Raw genomic sequence first — 16,931 nt, forward strand, 5'->3', positions numbered from 1 at the left:
GCCACGGAGGTCACCACCGATCTGCGCACCACGAGGATGATCGCGGCACTGGTCAACCGCCTCACGGCCGAGGTGACCAGCATGCCCTCCGCGTCGCTGTTCACCGCGACCACGACGCACAACGCCACATCGATGTCGGCACACCGCAGCACCGCATCACCGCGGCCGTCACCGTGCACGACGTGAGCCCCGTCGTAACCCGCGATGGCGGCACGATCGGAGTCGACCTCCACGACGACGACACTCGTGGCGGTCGCGAGTTCCACCAGGGTCAACGCGGCACGACGTCCCGTCGCGCCGTACCCGATGACCACGACATGGCCGAACATCACTGCTCCTCGCGATGATGGGCGAGAACACGACTCGCCACTTGGTCCCACAACCCTCGCATCGCACTGACCGAGGTGAACCTGACGATCTGCTTGCGCTTTCCCCAGGTCGATCCGCACGTCGCCGATCGAAGTGGGGGAGCAGAACATCATGGAGCGAGGCGGAACAGCGGCGACACCCGTGCGGCATCCGAAGTCCGACCTCGACCGGACGACCCGTGCTCATCGTGACAGCGGGGAACGGGAACTAGCGGGCTCGGCCTCGGCGGAGGTTGAGGAGGTTCCACACGAACAGCACCGGGGCGCCGAAGGCGATCACCACGATGACGCTGATCGTGTCCCCGCTGGTGGCCCGGTTGTGGGCTGCTGCTGCACCACCGGTTTCACCAGCGCCTGCGGCTGCACCTGCGCGGGCAGGTTCTTCACGGCCGCCGGAGCAGCGAGCGCGGGCAGCGGAATGGCCTCGGTGTCGTCGAAGTCGACCATGCCGGTGGCCTCGATGACCTGGATGTGGTCGAGCACCACCTCCATGCGGCGTTCGGCGAACGCGCGGATCTCGGTGTTGCGGGTGCTGCTGAGGATCTGGGCCAGGAACGTGAAGACGCCACCGCGAGCGGCCCGCAACCGGTTGGCGAAGACCTGGTCGAACTCCGCGCTCCCCGTCGGTGCGGCACGTTGCACGCACCCGGCACCGCCACGGTCGTGCGGGTGTCCGGCGGTCGCGTGCTGACCACCGGCGGCCCGTTCGTGGAGTCCGGGGAGCGCCTGGGCGGGTTCTACGTCATCGAGGCCGAGGACCTCGACGCCGCGCTCGGCTGGGCGTCCAAGGTGACCGAGATCATCGCGACGCCGATCGAGGTCCGCCCGTCGCCGGGTTCGCGACCGAGCCGGGAGGCTGGCCCCGTGCTCGGCAACGTCGAGCTCGGCCGGATCTTCCGCGAGGAGTTCGGCCGCTCGGTGGCGGCGCTGATCCGCTTCACCGGCGACATCGACGTCGCCGAGGACGTGGTGCAGGACGCCTTCGCCACGGCGTTGCGCAGGTGGCCGGTCGACGGCCTGCCACCCTATCCCGGTGGCTGGATCATCACGACCGCCCGCAACGCCGCCGTCGACCGGCTGCGCCGCGAGGCGCGGGGTCGAAGCCCGCTCGGCGAGGTGGCCGTGCTCGCGCCGAGCGAGGACGTGCCCGTGCAGGACGCCCTGGGGGACGACCGGCTCCGGCTGATCTTCACCTGCTGCCACCCCGCCCTGTCGACCGACGCCAGGGTGGCGCTCACCTTGCGGCTGCTCGGCCGGTTGTCCACCGCCGAGGTGGCCCGGTCGTTCCTGGTCGCCGAGCCGACGATGGCCCAACGACTCGTCCGGGCCAAGCGCAAGATCAAGGCCGCCCGCATCCCCCACCGGGTTCCCGCGGCCCATGAGCTGCCCGACCGGCTGTCCTCGGTGCTGGCCGTCCTCTACCTCCTCTGCACCGCGGGCCTGAACAGCCCCGACCTCGGTTCGGAGGCGATCCGACTCGCCCGGACCGTGGCCGTGCTCCTGCCCGGCCAACCCGAGGCCGTGGGCCTGCTGGCCTTGGTGCTCCTGACCGAATCACGCCGACCCGCGCGCGCCCGCCCGCCCCGGCGGCGCGCTCGTCCTGCTCGGCGACCAGGACCGCGCCCTCTGGGACCGCGACCTGATCGCCGAGGGACAGGACCTCGTGCGCTGGTGCCTACGACGCGACCGGCCCGGCCCCCACCAACTCCGGGCCGCCCTCAACGCCGTGCACGCCGACGCCAAGACCTCGCGGGACACCGACTGGCCGCAGGTCTTCGCGCTCCACGACCACCTGCTGTCCCTCTCCCCACCCCGGTCATCGCGCTCAACCGAGCCGTCGCCATCGGCGAGGTCCGGGGTCCGCGCGCCGCACTCGACCTCGTGGACGCGCTCGACCTGGACGACCACCACCCGTTCCACGCCACACGGGCCGACCTGCTCCGAAGGCTCGGCCGCCACGACGAGGCGCCGGTGGCGTACCACCACGCCACGACCCTGGCGCCCACCGCGGCCGAACGGGACTTCCTCAGACGCGGAGGTCGAGGAGCACGCTGACGGCCGTATCCGCCCCCCTTGCGCCCGCGCTCCTCGGCCGACGCGGCCGGTTCGCCAACGCCGACTACCGCCGGTGGTGCCGCCTGCCGGACGCGCGGCACCACCGGACCGGTCACTCCTCGCAGGTCCGGTCGTGGTTGACGCACCGGACGACGCGGTTCATCAACCGCTGGGACATCACGGTGGCGAAGTCGTCGTGGTCGGTCGCCGGGTCGTGGTCCTCCTGGGGGAAGGAGTCCACCTCGTACTGCCCAGCCTGCTGGACCGCGCGGGGATGTCGTCGACCAACGTCACCCGGAGTTGCGGCACCGGCTTGAACCCCCGCTTGCAGGAACCGTTGGCGTTGGGGGAGACGATGTGGTCGCGGTGGTTCTTGCTGTCGGTGTTCTTGCCGTCCCAGCAACTCGGGAAGTCGTGGACGCGCAGCACCTTGCCGCCCTCGGGGCAGGACGGGTACTTGTCGATCACGACCTCGCCCTCGAACCCGCTGCAACTCCACGACGCGCGGGCGTTCTGGGTGCCATTGACCGACTCGTTCTTGTCGTCGACGTCCTCGGGCGGGTTGTCCTTGGTGTTGTGGCAGATGTTCTGGGCAGATGCCGGGCGCACCCCTCGGTGGCGATCCCGCCACGACTCACCACTGGTGGGCGACATCCACGACAATGCGGTCGGGCAGCGTGAACACCCGGAACGGCAAGCGGGCGCGGACACCCAGCCCGAGGTCCGTGGTGCCCTCCCAGGACCCGGCCCAGGCGACCTGCCGGAACGTCCGGTAGCCGGTCACGTCCACGACCTCGGCCGGGTCCGCCGGCTCGTAGGTAGGGTCGAAGTCCTCGTCGTAGGACGGCGAGTACGCCATCACGAACAACTTCGCACCGCCGCGCAGCGGAACCGGCTCACCCGACCCGACGTAGGTCACCTCGTCGGCGTAGCGCACGTGGTAGCCGCCGTCGGCCAGGTGGGTGTCGATCACCAGCCGGTCGAAGTGCTCGTGCCGCCCGGAACGAATGCCGGTCACCGCACCGCTGGTACCGGTGATCACGGTCTTGGGCCCCGATCCCCAGTGCGCCGGCGCACAGGCAGTGGCACCGGCACTTGCCGACACCACCGTCATGGCTACCGGTACGGAGGCGACCGCCAACGCCAACCTGCGCATGATCTCCCTCTCCCTCACGTGGGCTTCCCACCCGGCGAACACGAGGCGCCCGGCCAGCCACCCGGATTGTCCGATCGGTTGTGGCTGTTGTGCGTCAGCACATCACGACACCCGTCACGTTCGGCGACGCGCATCGCGCCGGTACTGGTAGGTCGCCGCCGCACTGAACCCGGCCGTGACCACGACGATGAATCCCATGGCCATATGGTGGCCCACCACGGTCGGAGCATCCGTGCCCTCGTTGTAGCCGAGCACGAACGGCGCGATGATCAACCACGCACCCAGCACCACACAGGCGAGGCTGAGCAGCGGTGTGGCGTCGAGGACCACTGTCCGAACCACCGCCAACAACACGAGGACCACGCCGACCACCACGGAGTTCCAGCGGCCGTCAAAACCTCGACCCGTGGCCGTGTAGTCCAACGCGAAGGGCGAGACGGCCAGCCAGAAACCGGCGAGCATGGTCAGCGCACTGACTGCCCTCGCGGCAAGAGGATTGTGTGCGGTTCGGTCAAGGGCCGCACCTGTGGGCTGTTCGGTGATTAGCACGTCATCGCTTCGAGACGACGTTCTCGGTTGATGGTTCATTCTCGCTCCCTTCGCTCTCGGCTTGATTCCTCCTGATCGGGTCGTGAGCCGTGACGCTCTCCCGAGACGCGGCTGCTCACACCCGGCGTTGTCCGGTCCTGGTTCAACGGGTCCCACCTTTCAACGGGGTCCCACCTTGAGGAACGGTCTGACAAGCCACGCGGCCGGCAAGCGAGGTGGTCGACCGCCGTGACGAGTGTCCGTTGGTGTTCATGTCGTTCGGGTACCCGGACGACCGCCTCGGAGACAGCACGACGAACGACGTCAGGCAACCGCAAGGTTCACCTCCGGCGCTGTGTCGGCCACCGGTACTGACGGCTCAGCAACCAGCGGATGCGCTGCCGTAAAACTCCAGGGGGGTGGTCGTCGGGCGAAGGCCGGCACCCGTGGGCCGAACGGGAGCGGATCGCGGCGGATCTCGTTGAGGTGAACGGGGCGCAGTGCCAGCACCAGGTCGTCGGCCCGAACGGCGGCGTCGACGAACGACCTCACAGGTCAGCGCGGAAGACCGGTCACCTCGCCGCTCCGTCGCGCAGTTCTCCGGAGATCACCACGCGGGTGGTGCCGAGGCGGGCGGCCACGGAGCTTGCGTGCGGCTTGCGCACGACGACGACAACGGCCGACTTCGTCAGGCGCCTCACGACCGCGGCAGGCTCGATCGAGCAGGGTGCGCGGCGCGAAATCCGAGCTGAAGCAGCGCAGCAGGAAGTTGGCGGTCACGCCGTGCTCGGGGAGGGCAACGTGATGGTGGAGCGCAGGGCTTGAGCGGGCACCACAACCGCATCGAGACCGCCCGACCAAAGCCGCGGTGTGGGTCGAGGACCGGCCGGACGGCGGCTCCCGATTAGTCGTCGAGATCGCGGAGGCAAGCCGGTGAGGCGCTCGACCATGCTGGTGGTGCGTCGTGGCGCTGACCGGGTGCGGGGTGATCACCCTGGGCGAACCGAAACCACTCGTGACGTCGTCGACCACCCCCCAACCCTTACCCACCCTCAGGCAACGACCGGATCCGCCGTCATCCTCACCGTCGGAGCCGACCAGTTCGTCGGCGGTACCCGATTCGACCACGTTGGTCGAATGAGGCACAGGCCGACCTGAGTCGCTCAGTCGGTTCAGCGGAAGCAGAAGTGCGGTCCGACCGCCCGATCACGACCGCTCCAGCCCGCTCCGGTCGCCCGCAGCCACAGCTCGTCCCACGACACCGGTGCTTGATCGCCGTTGTCGTGGATACGCCCGCAGTGATCGCAGATCAAGATCAATTCGATATCGAGTTCATCGGGACTCGCGGTCACGGTGCGGTTTTCGCCTCTCACAGCAAGGGAACGTGTTCCGTGCAGATGTCTGCCGCCCCGTGCGGCAGGCACCTGGTCGTGCACCTGGAGTGTCATAGCGACCTACCCCGCTGTCGCCCACGACGCGGGAAATGAACCTTGCGATCACACCTCTGGACGACCAGGCACTGGAGCGAGACCACCACCAGCTACACCGGGGTCCTGCGCGTGCTGGGGATGTGCGCGGACCGCTGCTCCATCACGGTGGGCCTGGTCGGAGGTGCCGGGATGCCCGCGGTTCGAGTCGACGACTGGCTGGACCGGGCGCTGGACCCACTCGCGACAGCCGTCGCCGAGGAGACGTCACGAACTCTCGATCGAAGTCGCTTGGTCGCCGGGGATTGAGCCGGAAATCCGACGTCGACGGCGCGTGAATCGAATACCCGGCACAATGGCCAAAATCCAGCATCTCGATTGATTCTCGACATCAGCCGAGTCTCGTAAGGAACACGTAAGGCATCCTTGGTCAACTTGGCGGTCACCCCGTCCGGCCATTCCCCGTGAAGATAGGAGTCGCCCCACACCGGAACCGAAAGGACTCCTCGCATGGAGAGCCCGCTGGCGCGCCGACTGCTCGCCGAACTCGCCGGAACCACCACCCTGTGCCTCTTCGGCATCGGCGCCGCCGCGGCCGTGGCCAGAGTCGAGGCGGGCGGACCGGGACTGCTCGTGGTGGCACTCGCCCACGGGCTCGCCCTCGCCGTCGCCATCTACGCGTTCGGCTCGGTCTCCGGCGGCCACTTCAACCCCACCGTCACCATCGCCCTGGCCGCCAGGGCCCGGTTCCCCTGGCGCGAGGTGCCCGCCTACGTCCTCGCGCAACTACTCGGCGGCACGCTCGGCGCGACCGTCATCCACCTCGCCTACACCGGCTCAGGCACCACAGGCGGACTCGGCGCGACCACCCTCGCCGAGGGCGTGAACGTCGGCCAAGGCCTGCTCGCCGAGGCATTCGGCGCGTTCCTGCTGGTCACCGCCGTCTACGCGCTGGCCGTGACCTCATCGGCCCCCAAGGGCGTGGCCGGCTTCGGCATCGGCCTGGCGCTGGCCGTCCAGATCATGGCGATCGGTCCGCTCACCGGCGCCTCGGTCAACTTCGCCCGCACCATCGGCCCCGACCTGGTGCTCGCCGTCACCGGCGGCCAGGTCGCCTGGTCACACCTGGTCGTCTACCTCGTCGGCCCGATCGCGGGCGGCCTGGCGGCCGCGCTGCTGCACGAGGCCGTCAGCGGCCTCAAGACCGCACGGCCGACCGTTGAACGGGTCTGAGCCGACCGAGCCGATGCCTGCCGACGTCGCCAGACACCTGGCCTGCCTGGCAGGCAGTTCGGCGATCACCGAAGGCTGGACGGTCGACAGCGTTTCCCACAACTCGCGGTCCTGCACGATCGACGTTCGCACGCAGGTAAAGCCCCAATTTTCCCCGGAGAAGGAAGTGGAACTCGGACCATAGCAGTCCTGCACTGATCCCCTAGAGAACCGAATCGGACTCCGCAACCGATTCGGCACGGTTTCGCGCGTTTGATTCGCGATTTACGGTCAGGTCCACAGCATTCGCTGTGGACCTGACCGTCGTGTACTGCTGGGCCCGATCCACGGAGGCCGATTTGCGTACGGGCTGCTTGTGCGGCATCTTTGCGCACGGAGCGCCGGGAAGTCTGGTCGGCAACGCCTGCCCCGCACGGGGTGGGTGGTTCGACGTTGACGGGAAACCAGATGGCGCTCGTGTTGGCATTCGGTGTGGTTCTGCTCATCAGCGTGTCCCTGTCGGGCGTGGCGGCACGCACCGTGCTCTCGACAGCCCTGCTGTTCCTGGTGGCCGGAGCGCTGATCGGCCAAGGCGGGTTCGGGCTGGTCGACATCCCGTCGGACGGGGCGTTCGTCACCGGTCTGGCGGACTTGGCCCTGTTCACCGTGCTGTTCACCGACGGCCAACGCGCGGGCCTGCCCGCGTTGCGCGACGGGTGGCGGCTCTCCGGCCGTGCACTGGGACTGGCGATGCCGTTGACCATGATCGGCATCGCGCTGCCCGCGCACTTCCTGGCCGGTCTGGACTGGACGACCTCGCTGCTCATCGGCGCGATCCTCTCCCCCACCGACCCGGTGTTCGCCGCGGCCATCGTGGGCCGCACCGACGTGCCGCTGCGGCTGCGGCGACTGCTCAACGTCGAGTCCGGGCTCAACGACGGGCTGGCACTGCCGTTCGTCCTGATCTTCCTGGCCACCGCCGCCGGCAGCGACACCGATCTGGGCACCATCACCGGCGAACTGGTCGCGGGCCTGGCACTGGGCGTCGCGATCGCGACGGTCATCACCCTGGCGTGGAAACTGCGCATCCTGACCGCCGAACCCCGCCTGCAGGCGCTGGGGCCGCTGTCGATCGGCGTGATCGTCTACGCGGCCTGCCACCTCACCCACGCCAACCCCTACCTCGCCGCGTTCGCCGCCGGATCGGTGCTGGCCACCCTGGACCACGGGACCGCGGAGAACTTCGAGCACTTCGGCGACCTGCTCTCCGAGGTCACGAAGTTCGCCGCGCTGCTGGTGTTCGGCGCGCTGATCACCCCGGAACGCCTCTCCCACCTGACCGCCGGCGACTGGGCCGTCGCGGTCATCGCGATCCTGCTCATCCGACCCGCCGCGATGCTGCTCTCACTGCTGCGAACACCACTGCCCGCGCGGGAACGATCAGTCGCGGCGTGGTTCGGTCCCAAGGGATTCGCCTCCGTGGTCTACGGACTGCTGGTACTGCAAGCGGGCATCCCCGCCGGGGAGCACGTGTTCGACCTCGTCGCGGTCACCATCGCGTTGTCGATCGTGCTGCACTCCTCCACCGACGTGCCGATCGCCAAAGCGCTCAGCGTGGAGCCACCCGGCAACCTGCCCACCGGTCGGCCCGTCGAGAAGACCGACCGGCGGCGAGGACTGTGAGCGCCGGAACGGTGTTCGCGGTGCTGTTCATGGTCACGTTGGCACTCATCCACCGACGCCAGTCGTGGATTCGACTGGCGTCGGTGCTGGGATGGGCGCTGGTGTGGGTGGACGGCGAATGGGCCAACCACTGGACGGACTCGATCGGACTGGCCGTCACGGGCTGCTGCCCGCTGTGGCTGTGGTTGCGTTGGAACGACGACGAACGACGTCCCGACGAACACGGATCGAACGGTTCACCGGTGGTCACCGCTGAACTCGCTGTCGATGAAGTCGAGCACCTCCCCCAGCGACGCCGCCGAGAGGTCGAGGCCGGAGGGCTCGTCGGCGTCCGGGGACCGGCGGTCGGTCCACAGCCGCAGCAGCCGGGAGAGCCGGTCGGCGACCTCGTCGTGCGGTTCGGGAACGGCCGCGGTCAGCGCTGCCTCCAGGTCGTCGAGCGCGGTGGTCAGGGGCGCGGTCGGTGGTGGGGTGAGCAGGGTGGTGAGGTGGTCGGCCAGCGCGTTCGGGGTGGGGTGGTCGAAGACGACGGTGGCGGGCAGGCGGAGACCCGTGTCGCGGTCGAGGCGGTTGCGCAGTTCGACGGCGGTCAGCGAGTCGAGGCCCAGGTCGAGGAAGCCGCGGTCCGCGTCGACCAGTTCCGCGGCGGTGTGGCCGAGCACCTTCGCGGTGTGGGTGCGGACCAACGCCCTCACCGCGTTCGGGTCCGAAGTGGACACCTGGCTCGGTTCGGGTTCCGGTCGGCCGCCCGCGAGGTCGCGCAGCAGGAACGGGGCCGAACGCGAGGCGCGCAGGCCCGCGAGGTCCAGTCGGGCCTGCACCAGGGACTCGGTCCCGCCCGCGGTGCGGTCGAACAGGGCCAGTCCGTCGGCGGCGTCCAGCGGCAGCATCCCGTTGGCGGCCATGCGGGCGAGGTCGGTGCCGCTGAGCCTGCCGCCCAGCCCGTCGGGCTGCGACCACAGCCCCCAGGCCTGCGACACGGCGTGGCCGCCGCGACGGCGGACCTCGTGGGCGACCGCGTCGAGGAAGGCGTTCGCCGCCGCGTAGTTGCCCTGGCCCGGTCCGCCGAGCACACCGCTCGCCGAGGAGAAGAACACCAGCAGGCGGAGGCCGGGCAGGTCCTTGAAGTGCAGTGCGGCCTCGGTCTTGGCGCGGAGCACGGGGTCCACCCTGTCGCGGTCCAGCGACAGGACGGCCCCGTCGTCGGTGACACCGGCGGCGTGCACGACGGCGGTCACCGGGCGGTCGACGGTCGCCAGCAGGTCGGCGAGCGCCGCGCGGTCGGCGACGTCGCACGCCAGGACGCTGACCTCGGCGCCCAGCGCCGTCAGCTCCTCGTGCAGCGCAGGCGCGCCGGGGGCGGCGGGGCCGCGCCTGCTGACCAGCACCAGGTGCCGCACACCGCGTTCGGCCACCAGGTGGCGGGCGAGCAGGGCGCCGAGCCCTCCCGTGCCGCCGGTGATCAAGACGGTGTCGTGGTCGCCGAGGTCCACCGGCTCCGCGGTCGGTTCGGCGCGCACGAGCGACGGCGCGAACAGCTTTCCCGCCCGCAGCGCGAGCTGCGGTGCGCCGGTGCCGACCGCGCGGCCGATCTCGTCGTCGGACGGCGGTCCGTCGGTGTCGAGCACGGTGAACCGGTCGGGGTGCTCGGTCTGGGCGGACCGCACCAGGCCCCACAGCGCCGCCTGGTCCGGGTCGACCTCCTCGGCGGGGTCGACGGCCACGCCGTGCCGGGTGAGCAGGACCAGTCGGGTCCGGTCGTCCGACCGACCGGTGAGCCAGCCGCGCAGCAGGGCGACGGTCTCCACGACGGCGTCGGCCGCACGGCCTCCGGGCGCGGGGTGGACCACCAGGTCCGGCGCCGGGTGGGCCGCGGGGCGCAGCGGCGCCCAGTCGAGGCGGAAGAGCGCCTCACCGGTGACGTCGCGGTCGGCCGTCAGCCGCGCGCGGTCGGCGGGGGCGAACTCGACCGAGGCGATGGACGCCACGGGGGTTCCCGTCGCGTCCGCGGCCTCGAACGAGATCCCGTCCGCGGCGCGCGTCACGCGGACGCGGGACACCGGTCCGCCGTGCGCTCGCAGTCCCCGCAGGGCGGTGACGAGCGGGCCCGCGAGTCCGGGCACGGCGTGCCAGGCCGAGTCCCAGCGGCCGACCGGGACGGAGTCCAGTTCGACGAGGACCTCGTCACCACGCGACCACGCCGCCACGGGGCGGAACGCCGGGCCCAGCCGCAGCCCGCCGGCGGGTGCCGGGTCGATCCGCTCGGCGTCGGCGGGCGGCCACTGGTCGAGCGGCGCCACCGGTGCGTGCTCCGCGGTGCCGAGCGTGCCCGCCGCGAAGCGGGTCCACCCCCGCGGGCCGCGCCGGTGGAAGAGGACCTCCCTGGCGCCGTCCTCCTCGGGGTGGATCCGCACCTGCAACTCGACCTCACCGGCCTCGGGAAGCACCAGCGGCACCTCGACGCGCAGTTCGTCCACCACCGGGCACCCCACGACCGAGGCCGCGTGCAGGGCGAGGTCCGCGAGCAGGCCACCTCCCGCCACGACCTCGCCGAACAGGACGTGGTCGGCGGCCCACGGCAGCGTGGTGGCGGACAGGACACCGGTCAGCACCGTCTCACCGGTGCCCGCCAGCTCGATCTCCGAGGTCAGCACCGGATGACCGGACCGGGCCAGGCCGACCGGTCGGGTGGTGGCCTCCTCCAGCCAGAACCTCTGGTGCTGGAAGGGGTAGGTGGGCAGGTCGACCGGCGCGGCCTCGGGGACGACCGCGGTCCAGTCCACCGGCACGCCCGCGCAGGACAGGGCGCCCACGGCGGTGAGGAGGGCGACGTCCTCCGGCTGTCCGGACCGCAGGGCGGGCACGGCGAGGCCTTCGGTGACGAGCGGGGTCAGCACGCTGCCCGGACCGACCTCCAGGTGCACGCGGGTGCCGAGAGCGGTCAGCACGTCCCCGAAGCGGACCGGTTCACGGGCCTGCCGCAGCCAGTACTCGGCGTCGAAGGCCTCGTCCGCCTTCCCCGTCACCGAGGACACGATCGGCAGGCGTGCGGGGGCGAAGCTCAGTCCGGCCAGCACCTCGGCGAACTGCGGCAGCAGCGCGTCCACGTGCCCGGAGTGGAAGGCGCGGTCGACCCGCAGCCGCCGCGTGCTGAAACCCAGCGCGGCGGACTCGGCGGCGAGGGCGAGCACCGCCTCCTCGTCACCGGAGACCACCACCGACGACGGTCCGTTCACCGCCGCGATCCAGGTCCCCGGCCTCAGCAGCGCGACGACATCGGACTCCGGCGCGCGGACCGACACCATGGCGCCGTCGGGCATCCGCTGCATCAGGCGGCCTCGCGCGGACACCAGCGTGCCCGCGTCCTCCAGCGACAGCACCCCCGCGACGTGCGCCGCGGCGATCTCGCCGATGGAGTGGCCCGCCACGACGTCCGGTCGGACGCCGAGCGACTCCAGCAGCCGGAACAGCGCCACCTCCACGGCGAACAGCGCGGGCTGGGTGTGCTCGGTGCGGTCGAGCGCCCCCTCGTCCTCGCCCCACATCACGTCGGTGAGCGCCGCCGCGGTCTCGTCGAGCGCCCGGCGGAAGACCGGGAAGGCGTCCGCGAGACCGCGTCCCATGCCCAGCCGCTGGGAACCCTGGCCGGAGAACAGGAACGACAGCCCGCCCGCGGCCGTGCCGGTCCCCACGGCCAGGTTCGGCGCGTCGTCCCCGGCCGCCAGCGCGTGCAGCGCCTGGTCGATCTCCGCCCGGTCGCGGCCGACGACGACCGCGCGGTGCGGGAGCGCGGCACGTCCGGTCACCAGAGAGCGGGCCACCCCGGCCGGTGTCCCCGCGGTCTCCGCCAGGCGTGCGGCCTGGGCGCGCAGCGCGTCCGCCGTGCGGGCGGAGAAGACCCACGGCACCACGCGGTCGGGCTCGTCCACCCGGTCCGCCTCGGGTTCCCTGGCCTGCTCCAGGATCACGTGGGCATTGGTCCCGCTGATCCCGAACGACGACACCCCGGCGCGGCGGGGCCGGTCCACCGCGGGCCAGTCGCACGCCTCGGAGGCCACCGCCACGGCGCCGGAGGACCAGTCCACGTGCGGGCTGGGCTCGTCGGCGTTGAGGGTGCCCGGCACGACCCCGTGGCGCAGCGCCAGAACCGCCTTGATCACCCCCGCGACCCCGGCCGCGGCCTGGGTGTGGCCGATGTTGGACTTCACCGATCCCAGCAGCAGCGGGACGTCCCGCTCCTGCCCGTAGGTGGCCAGCAGCGCCTGCACCTCGATCGGGTCGCCGAGCCTCGTCCCGGTGCCGTGCCCCTCGACCACGTCGACATCGGCCGACGACAGGCCCGCCGAGGCCAGCGCGGCTCGGATCACCCGCTGCTGCGCGGATCCGTTGGGGGCGGTGAGGCCGTTGGACGCCCCGTCCTGGTTGACCGCGCTCGCCCGCACGACGGCCAGCACGCGGTGGTCTTCGCGCCGGGCGTCCGACAGGCGTTCCAGCACCAGCACGCCGACGCCCTCGCCCCACGCGGTGCCGTCGGCGCCCGCGCCGAAGGACTTGCACAGGCCGTCCGGCGCCAGCCCGCGCTGCCTGCTGAAGTCCACGAACGGCTCGGGCGTGGCCATCACGCTCACGCCGCCCGCCAACGCCAGCGAGCACTCCCCCCGTCGCAGCGACTGCGCGGCGAGGTCGATGGTCACCAGCGAGGAGGAGCAGGCGGTGTCGACGGTCAGCGCGGGCCCCTCCAACCCGAAGGCGTAGGACACCCGGCCGGACACGACGCTGCCGGAGTTGCCGGTGCCCAGGTAGCCCTCGACGTCCTCCGGGACGCTCGACAGCCGTGACGCGTAGTGGCCGCCGTTGATGCCCGCGAACACGCCCGTGCGGGAGCCGCGCAGCGAGGTGGGGTCGATGCCCGCGCGTTCGAGCACCTCCCAGGAGACCTCCAGGAACAGCCGCTGCTGCGGGTCCATCGCGAGCGCCTCGCGCGGGGAGATGCCGAAGAAGTCGGCGTCGAACCCGCCCACGTCGTCGAGGAAGCCGCCCACCCGCACGTAGCTGCTGCCCGGACGCTCCCCCGACTCGTCGTAGGGGACGTCCCAGCCGCGGTCCGCCGGGAAGGGGACGATCCCGTCCCCCCTGGACACCACCAGGTCCCAGAGGTCCTCCGGCGAGGTCACGCCGCCGGGCAGCCTGCACGCCATCCCGACGATGACGACCGGGTCGTCGTCGTCGACCGCGACGACCTCCTCGGCCACCTCGGACTCCCCGCCCGACAGCTCGGTCCTGAGCATCCGGGCCAGCATGGCCGCGGTGGGGTGGTCGAACACGACGGTCGTCGGCAGGACCAGACCGGTGGCGGCGGCGAGCCGGTTGCGCAGCTCCACCGAGGTGAGCGAGTCAAAACCCAGCTCCCGCAGCGGTTTGTGCGGCTCGACCAGCGAGGGGTCCGACAGGCCGAGGACGCGGCCGATCTCCGTGCGGACCAGGTCGTCCAGGTCGAGGGGGACGGCGGCGGCTTGGACGACCGGTTCGACGACCGGCTCGACGAGTTCGGCGAACAGGGGCCCGGACCGGGTCGCGGCGAACACGTCCCAGTCGGCCGAGACGACGACGGTGGCCGCCACACCGGACGTGACGCTGCGGTCGAGGGCGGCCAGCGCGTCGTCGGCCCTGATCGGCGTGACACCGGTCCGCTCCATCCGCGCGGCGACCGCGTCGTCGGCGGCCATGCCGCCACCCGCCCAAGGCCCCCACGCCACGGCGGTCGCGGGCAGCCCGCGTGCCCTGCGGTGTTCGGCGAGGGCGTCGAGGTGGGCGTTGGCCGCGGCGTAGTTGGCCTGCCCCGCCGCGCCGACGGAGCCGGCGAACGACGAGAAGAGGATGAACGCGCGCAGGTCGAAGCCCTCGGTCAGCTCGTGCAGCGCTGCCGCCGCCCGCGCCTTGGGGCCCAGCACGCCCGCGAACCGCTCCGGCGTGAGAGCGCCGAGCACTCCGTCGTCCAGGACTCCCGCCGCGTGCACGACGGCGGTCAACGGGTGCTCCTCCGGCACCACGGCGATGGCGGCGGCCAACTGGTCGCGGTCGGCGACGTCGCACGCGACGACGGAGACACCGACGCCGAGCCCGCGCAGTTCGTCGACCAGGTCCGCGACTCCCGGCGCGTCGGTGCCGCGCCTGCCCAGCAGCAGGAGGTGCTCGGCGCCGCGGTTCGCCAGCCACCTGGCGACGTGGCCGCCCAGCGCTCCGGTGCCACCGGTGACCAGCGCGGTTCCCGCGAGGACGAGGGGTTCGGCCGCGACCTCGGCGGCGGGCACCAGTCGTCGGGCCAGCGCGCCGGACGCGCGCACCGCGACCTGGTCCTCCCCCGTGGTCAGAACGGAGGCCAGCCGGTCGAGCGCACCGTCGTCCGGCGCTTCGGGGAGGTCCACCAGACCTCCCCAGACCGCCGGGTGCTCCTCGGCCACGACCCGCCCAAGGCCCCACACCACCGCCTGCACCGGATTGGCGACCGGCTCACCGTCCCAGGTGGACAGGGCGGAGGACGTGGCGCACCAGAGCCGTGCCGCCGAGCCGGAGCCCACCAGGACGTCCACCAGCGCCTTGGTGGCGAGCAGTCCGTCCGGCACGGGCCGCGGGGCGAGACCGACGTCCCCCAGCGCGAGCAGGGACAGCACACCGCGCACCGGTTCCGCGTCGAGCACCGGCCCCAGTTCCTCGGGCGCGGCGATCACCGTGACGTCCGCACCGAGGCCGACCAGAGCGCGTTCCGCCCGGTCCGCGATCGCGCCGCCACCCGTGACGAGGACCCAGCGGCCGGTCAGCCCACCGCCGGACGGCAGCGGACGCCAGGCGTTGTGGTGGCGCAGGGAGTCGGTGGGCTCCTCGTCCGCGGGCCACCAGAAGCGCTCCGGCTGGAAGGCGTAGGTGGGCAGGTCGACCACGCGGGCGCGTTCGGCGCCCGCGACGGCCGTCGCGTCCCACCCGACGCCGCGGACGTGCAGTTCCGCAGCGGCCGCGACCACGGACTCCGCTTCCGAGCGCCCGTCACGCACCGCCGCGACGGCGTGCCCGGCCACCAGCGGGGTGAGCGCGGCACTCGGCCCGACCTCCAGGTGGTGGCGGACGCCGAGGTCGGCCAGCGCGTCCAGGACCTGGCCGAACCGCACGGGTTCACGGGCCTGGCGCAGCCAGTAGGCCGCGTCGAACGCGACCTCGACCCGACCGGTCACCGACGAGACCACCGGCACGCGGGGCGCCGCGAAGGACAGGCCCGCGAGGACGTCCGCGAACTCGGGCAGCACCGCGTCGACGTGACCCGAGTGGAAGGCGCGGGCCACCCGCAGCCTGCGCCACCTGATCCCGCGGTCGGCCAGCGCGCCGACCACCCGCAGGGTCGGCTCCTCGTCCCCGGACAGCACCAGGGACTCCGGGCCGTTCACCGCGGCGATCCACACACCGGGCTCCAGCACGACGTCCTGCTCCGACGCGCGCACCGAGACCATCACGCCGTCGGGCATCTCCCGCATCAGCCTGCCCCTGGCCACGACGAGCGCGGCGGCGTCGGCCAGCGACAGCACCCCGGCGGCGTGCACCGCGGCGATCTCGCCGATGGAATGGCCTGCCAGGTGGTCCGCGGTCACCCCCCAGGACAGCAGCAGTCGGTGCAGCGCGACCTCGAAGGCGAACAGGCCGGGCTGGGTGAACTCGGTGCTGTCCGGCAACTCCGGGTCGGTCCCCCACACGACGTCGCGCAGGGAGCGGCCCAGGTGTTGGTCGACTGCGGCGCACGCCTCGTCGAAGGCGGACCGGAACACCGGGAACGCCTCGGCGAGATCACGCCCCATGCCGAGGCGCTGCGCCCCCTGGCCGGAGAACAGGAACGCGGTCCGACCGGTCACCGACGTCTCGCCGACGACCAGGTTCGGTGCCGTGCCACCGCCCTCCAGCGCCCGGAGGCCGTCGACGAGCTGCTCCCGGTCGCGGCCGAACACCACGGCGCGGTGCGGCATGAGCGATCGGGTGGCGACCAGCGACCGGGCCACCTCCGCGGGTGTCCCCGGCGCGTCGACCAGCCTGCTCGCCTGCGCCCGCAGCGCGGCGGCGGTGCGGGCGGACAGCACCCAGGGCGTGAGCCCGTTCCCGCCGTCCTCGCTCGGGGGCACGTCCTCGTGGGGTGCTTGTTCGAGGATGAGGTGGGCGTTGGTGCCGCTGATGCCGAAGGAGGACACCGCGGCCCGACGGGGTCGGTCGTTCTCGGGCCAGGGTTGGGTTGTGGTGGTCAGGCGGATGGTGTCGGTGGTCCAGTCGACGTGCGGGGTGGGGGTGTCGACGTGCAGGGTCGGCGGCACGATCCCGTTGCGCAGGGCCAGGATCGATTTGATGACTCCGGCGACGCCTGCGGCGGCTTGGGTGTGGCCGATGTTGGACTTGACCGAGCCCAGTAGGAGGGGCTGGTCGCGTTGTTGTCCGTAGGTGGCGAGCAGGGCTTGGGCTTCGATGGGGTCG

The 16,931-nt window shown here is 72.0% G+C and carries 9 protein-coding genes and 3 pseudogenes; 4 read left to right on the forward strand and 8 right to left on the reverse strand.

Features of this window, described 5'->3' with window-relative positions:
* The coding region (locus VFZ92_RS15095) for an NAD-binding protein (protein ID WP_330876547.1) at positions 1-329 on the reverse strand (329 nt) is incomplete at its 3' end.
* Positions 330-644: 315 nt separating this feature from the next.
* Positions 645-1,010 carry a hypothetical protein gene (locus tag VFZ92_RS15100; protein ID WP_330876548.1) on the reverse strand — a complete coding sequence of 122 codons (366 nt, stop codon included), beginning with the start codon at positions 1,008-1,010 and terminating at the stop codon, positions 645-647.
* Between the two features lie 27 nt (positions 1,011-1,037).
* Here VFZ92_RS15100 and VFZ92_RS15105 point away from each other — a divergent pair.
* Positions 1,038-1,148 (forward strand): annotated as a pseudogene (locus VFZ92_RS15105) (YciI family protein); the annotation flags it as partial.
* Between the two features lie 84 nt (positions 1,149-1,232).
* Positions 1,233-2,423, forward strand: a pseudogene (locus tag VFZ92_RS15110) (RNA polymerase sigma factor).
* Between the two features lie 112 nt (positions 2,424-2,535).
* Here the strand turns inward: VFZ92_RS15110 and VFZ92_RS15115 are convergent.
* The 5 genes and pseudogenes from VFZ92_RS15115 to VFZ92_RS15135 form a co-directional block, all read right to left on the reverse strand.
* Positions 2,536-2,966, reverse strand: a pseudogene (locus VFZ92_RS15115) (DUF1996 domain-containing protein); the annotation flags it as partial.
* A 91-nt stretch (positions 2,967-3,057) separates the two neighbouring features.
* On the reverse strand, positions 3,058-3,441 hold the full coding sequence (locus VFZ92_RS15120) for an AMIN-like domain-containing (lipo)protein (protein ID WP_330876549.1): 384 nt from the start codon (positions 3,439-3,441) through the stop codon (positions 3,058-3,060).
* A gap of 252 nt (positions 3,442-3,693) precedes the next feature.
* A complete protein-coding gene (locus tag VFZ92_RS15125) occupies positions 3,694-4,041 on the reverse strand; it encodes an SPW repeat domain-containing protein (RefSeq protein ID WP_330876550.1) in 348 nt (115 codons plus the stop codon).
* A gap of 638 nt (positions 4,042-4,679) precedes the next feature.
* Positions 4,680-4,808, reverse strand: coding sequence for a hypothetical protein (locus VFZ92_RS15130; RefSeq protein WP_330876551.1), 129 nt, complete (start codon positions 4,806-4,808; stop codon positions 4,680-4,682).
* A 471-nt stretch (positions 4,809-5,279) separates the two neighbouring features.
* Positions 5,280-5,543 carry a hypothetical protein gene (locus VFZ92_RS15135; protein WP_330876552.1) on the reverse strand — a complete coding sequence of 88 codons (264 nt, stop codon included), beginning with the start codon at positions 5,541-5,543 and terminating at the stop codon, positions 5,280-5,282.
* Positions 5,544-6,044: 501 nt separating this feature from the next.
* Here VFZ92_RS15135 and VFZ92_RS15140 point away from each other — a divergent pair.
* Positions 6,045-6,767 (forward strand): MIP/aquaporin family protein, encoded by a 723-nt coding sequence (locus VFZ92_RS15140; protein ID WP_330876553.1) that lies wholly within the window; start codon positions 6,045-6,047, stop codon positions 6,765-6,767.
* A 447-nt stretch (positions 6,768-7,214) separates the two neighbouring features.
* Positions 7,215-8,429 carry a cation:proton antiporter gene (locus VFZ92_RS15145; RefSeq protein WP_330876554.1) on the forward strand — a complete coding sequence of 405 codons (1,215 nt, stop codon included), beginning with the start codon at positions 7,215-7,217 and terminating at the stop codon, positions 8,427-8,429.
* Between the two features lie 236 nt (positions 8,430-8,665).
* On the opposite strand, the gene VFZ92_RS15150 is transcribed toward VFZ92_RS15145, so the two are convergent.
* Positions 8,666-16,931, reverse strand: an 8,266-nt coding sequence (locus VFZ92_RS15150) for an SDR family NAD(P)-dependent oxidoreductase (RefSeq protein ID WP_414719900.1), incomplete at its 5' end; no start/stop codon positions are given.

The organism is Umezawaea sp., from assembly GCF_036375055.1.
GTDB lineage: Bacteria > Actinomycetota > Actinomycetes > Mycobacteriales > Pseudonocardiaceae > Umezawaea.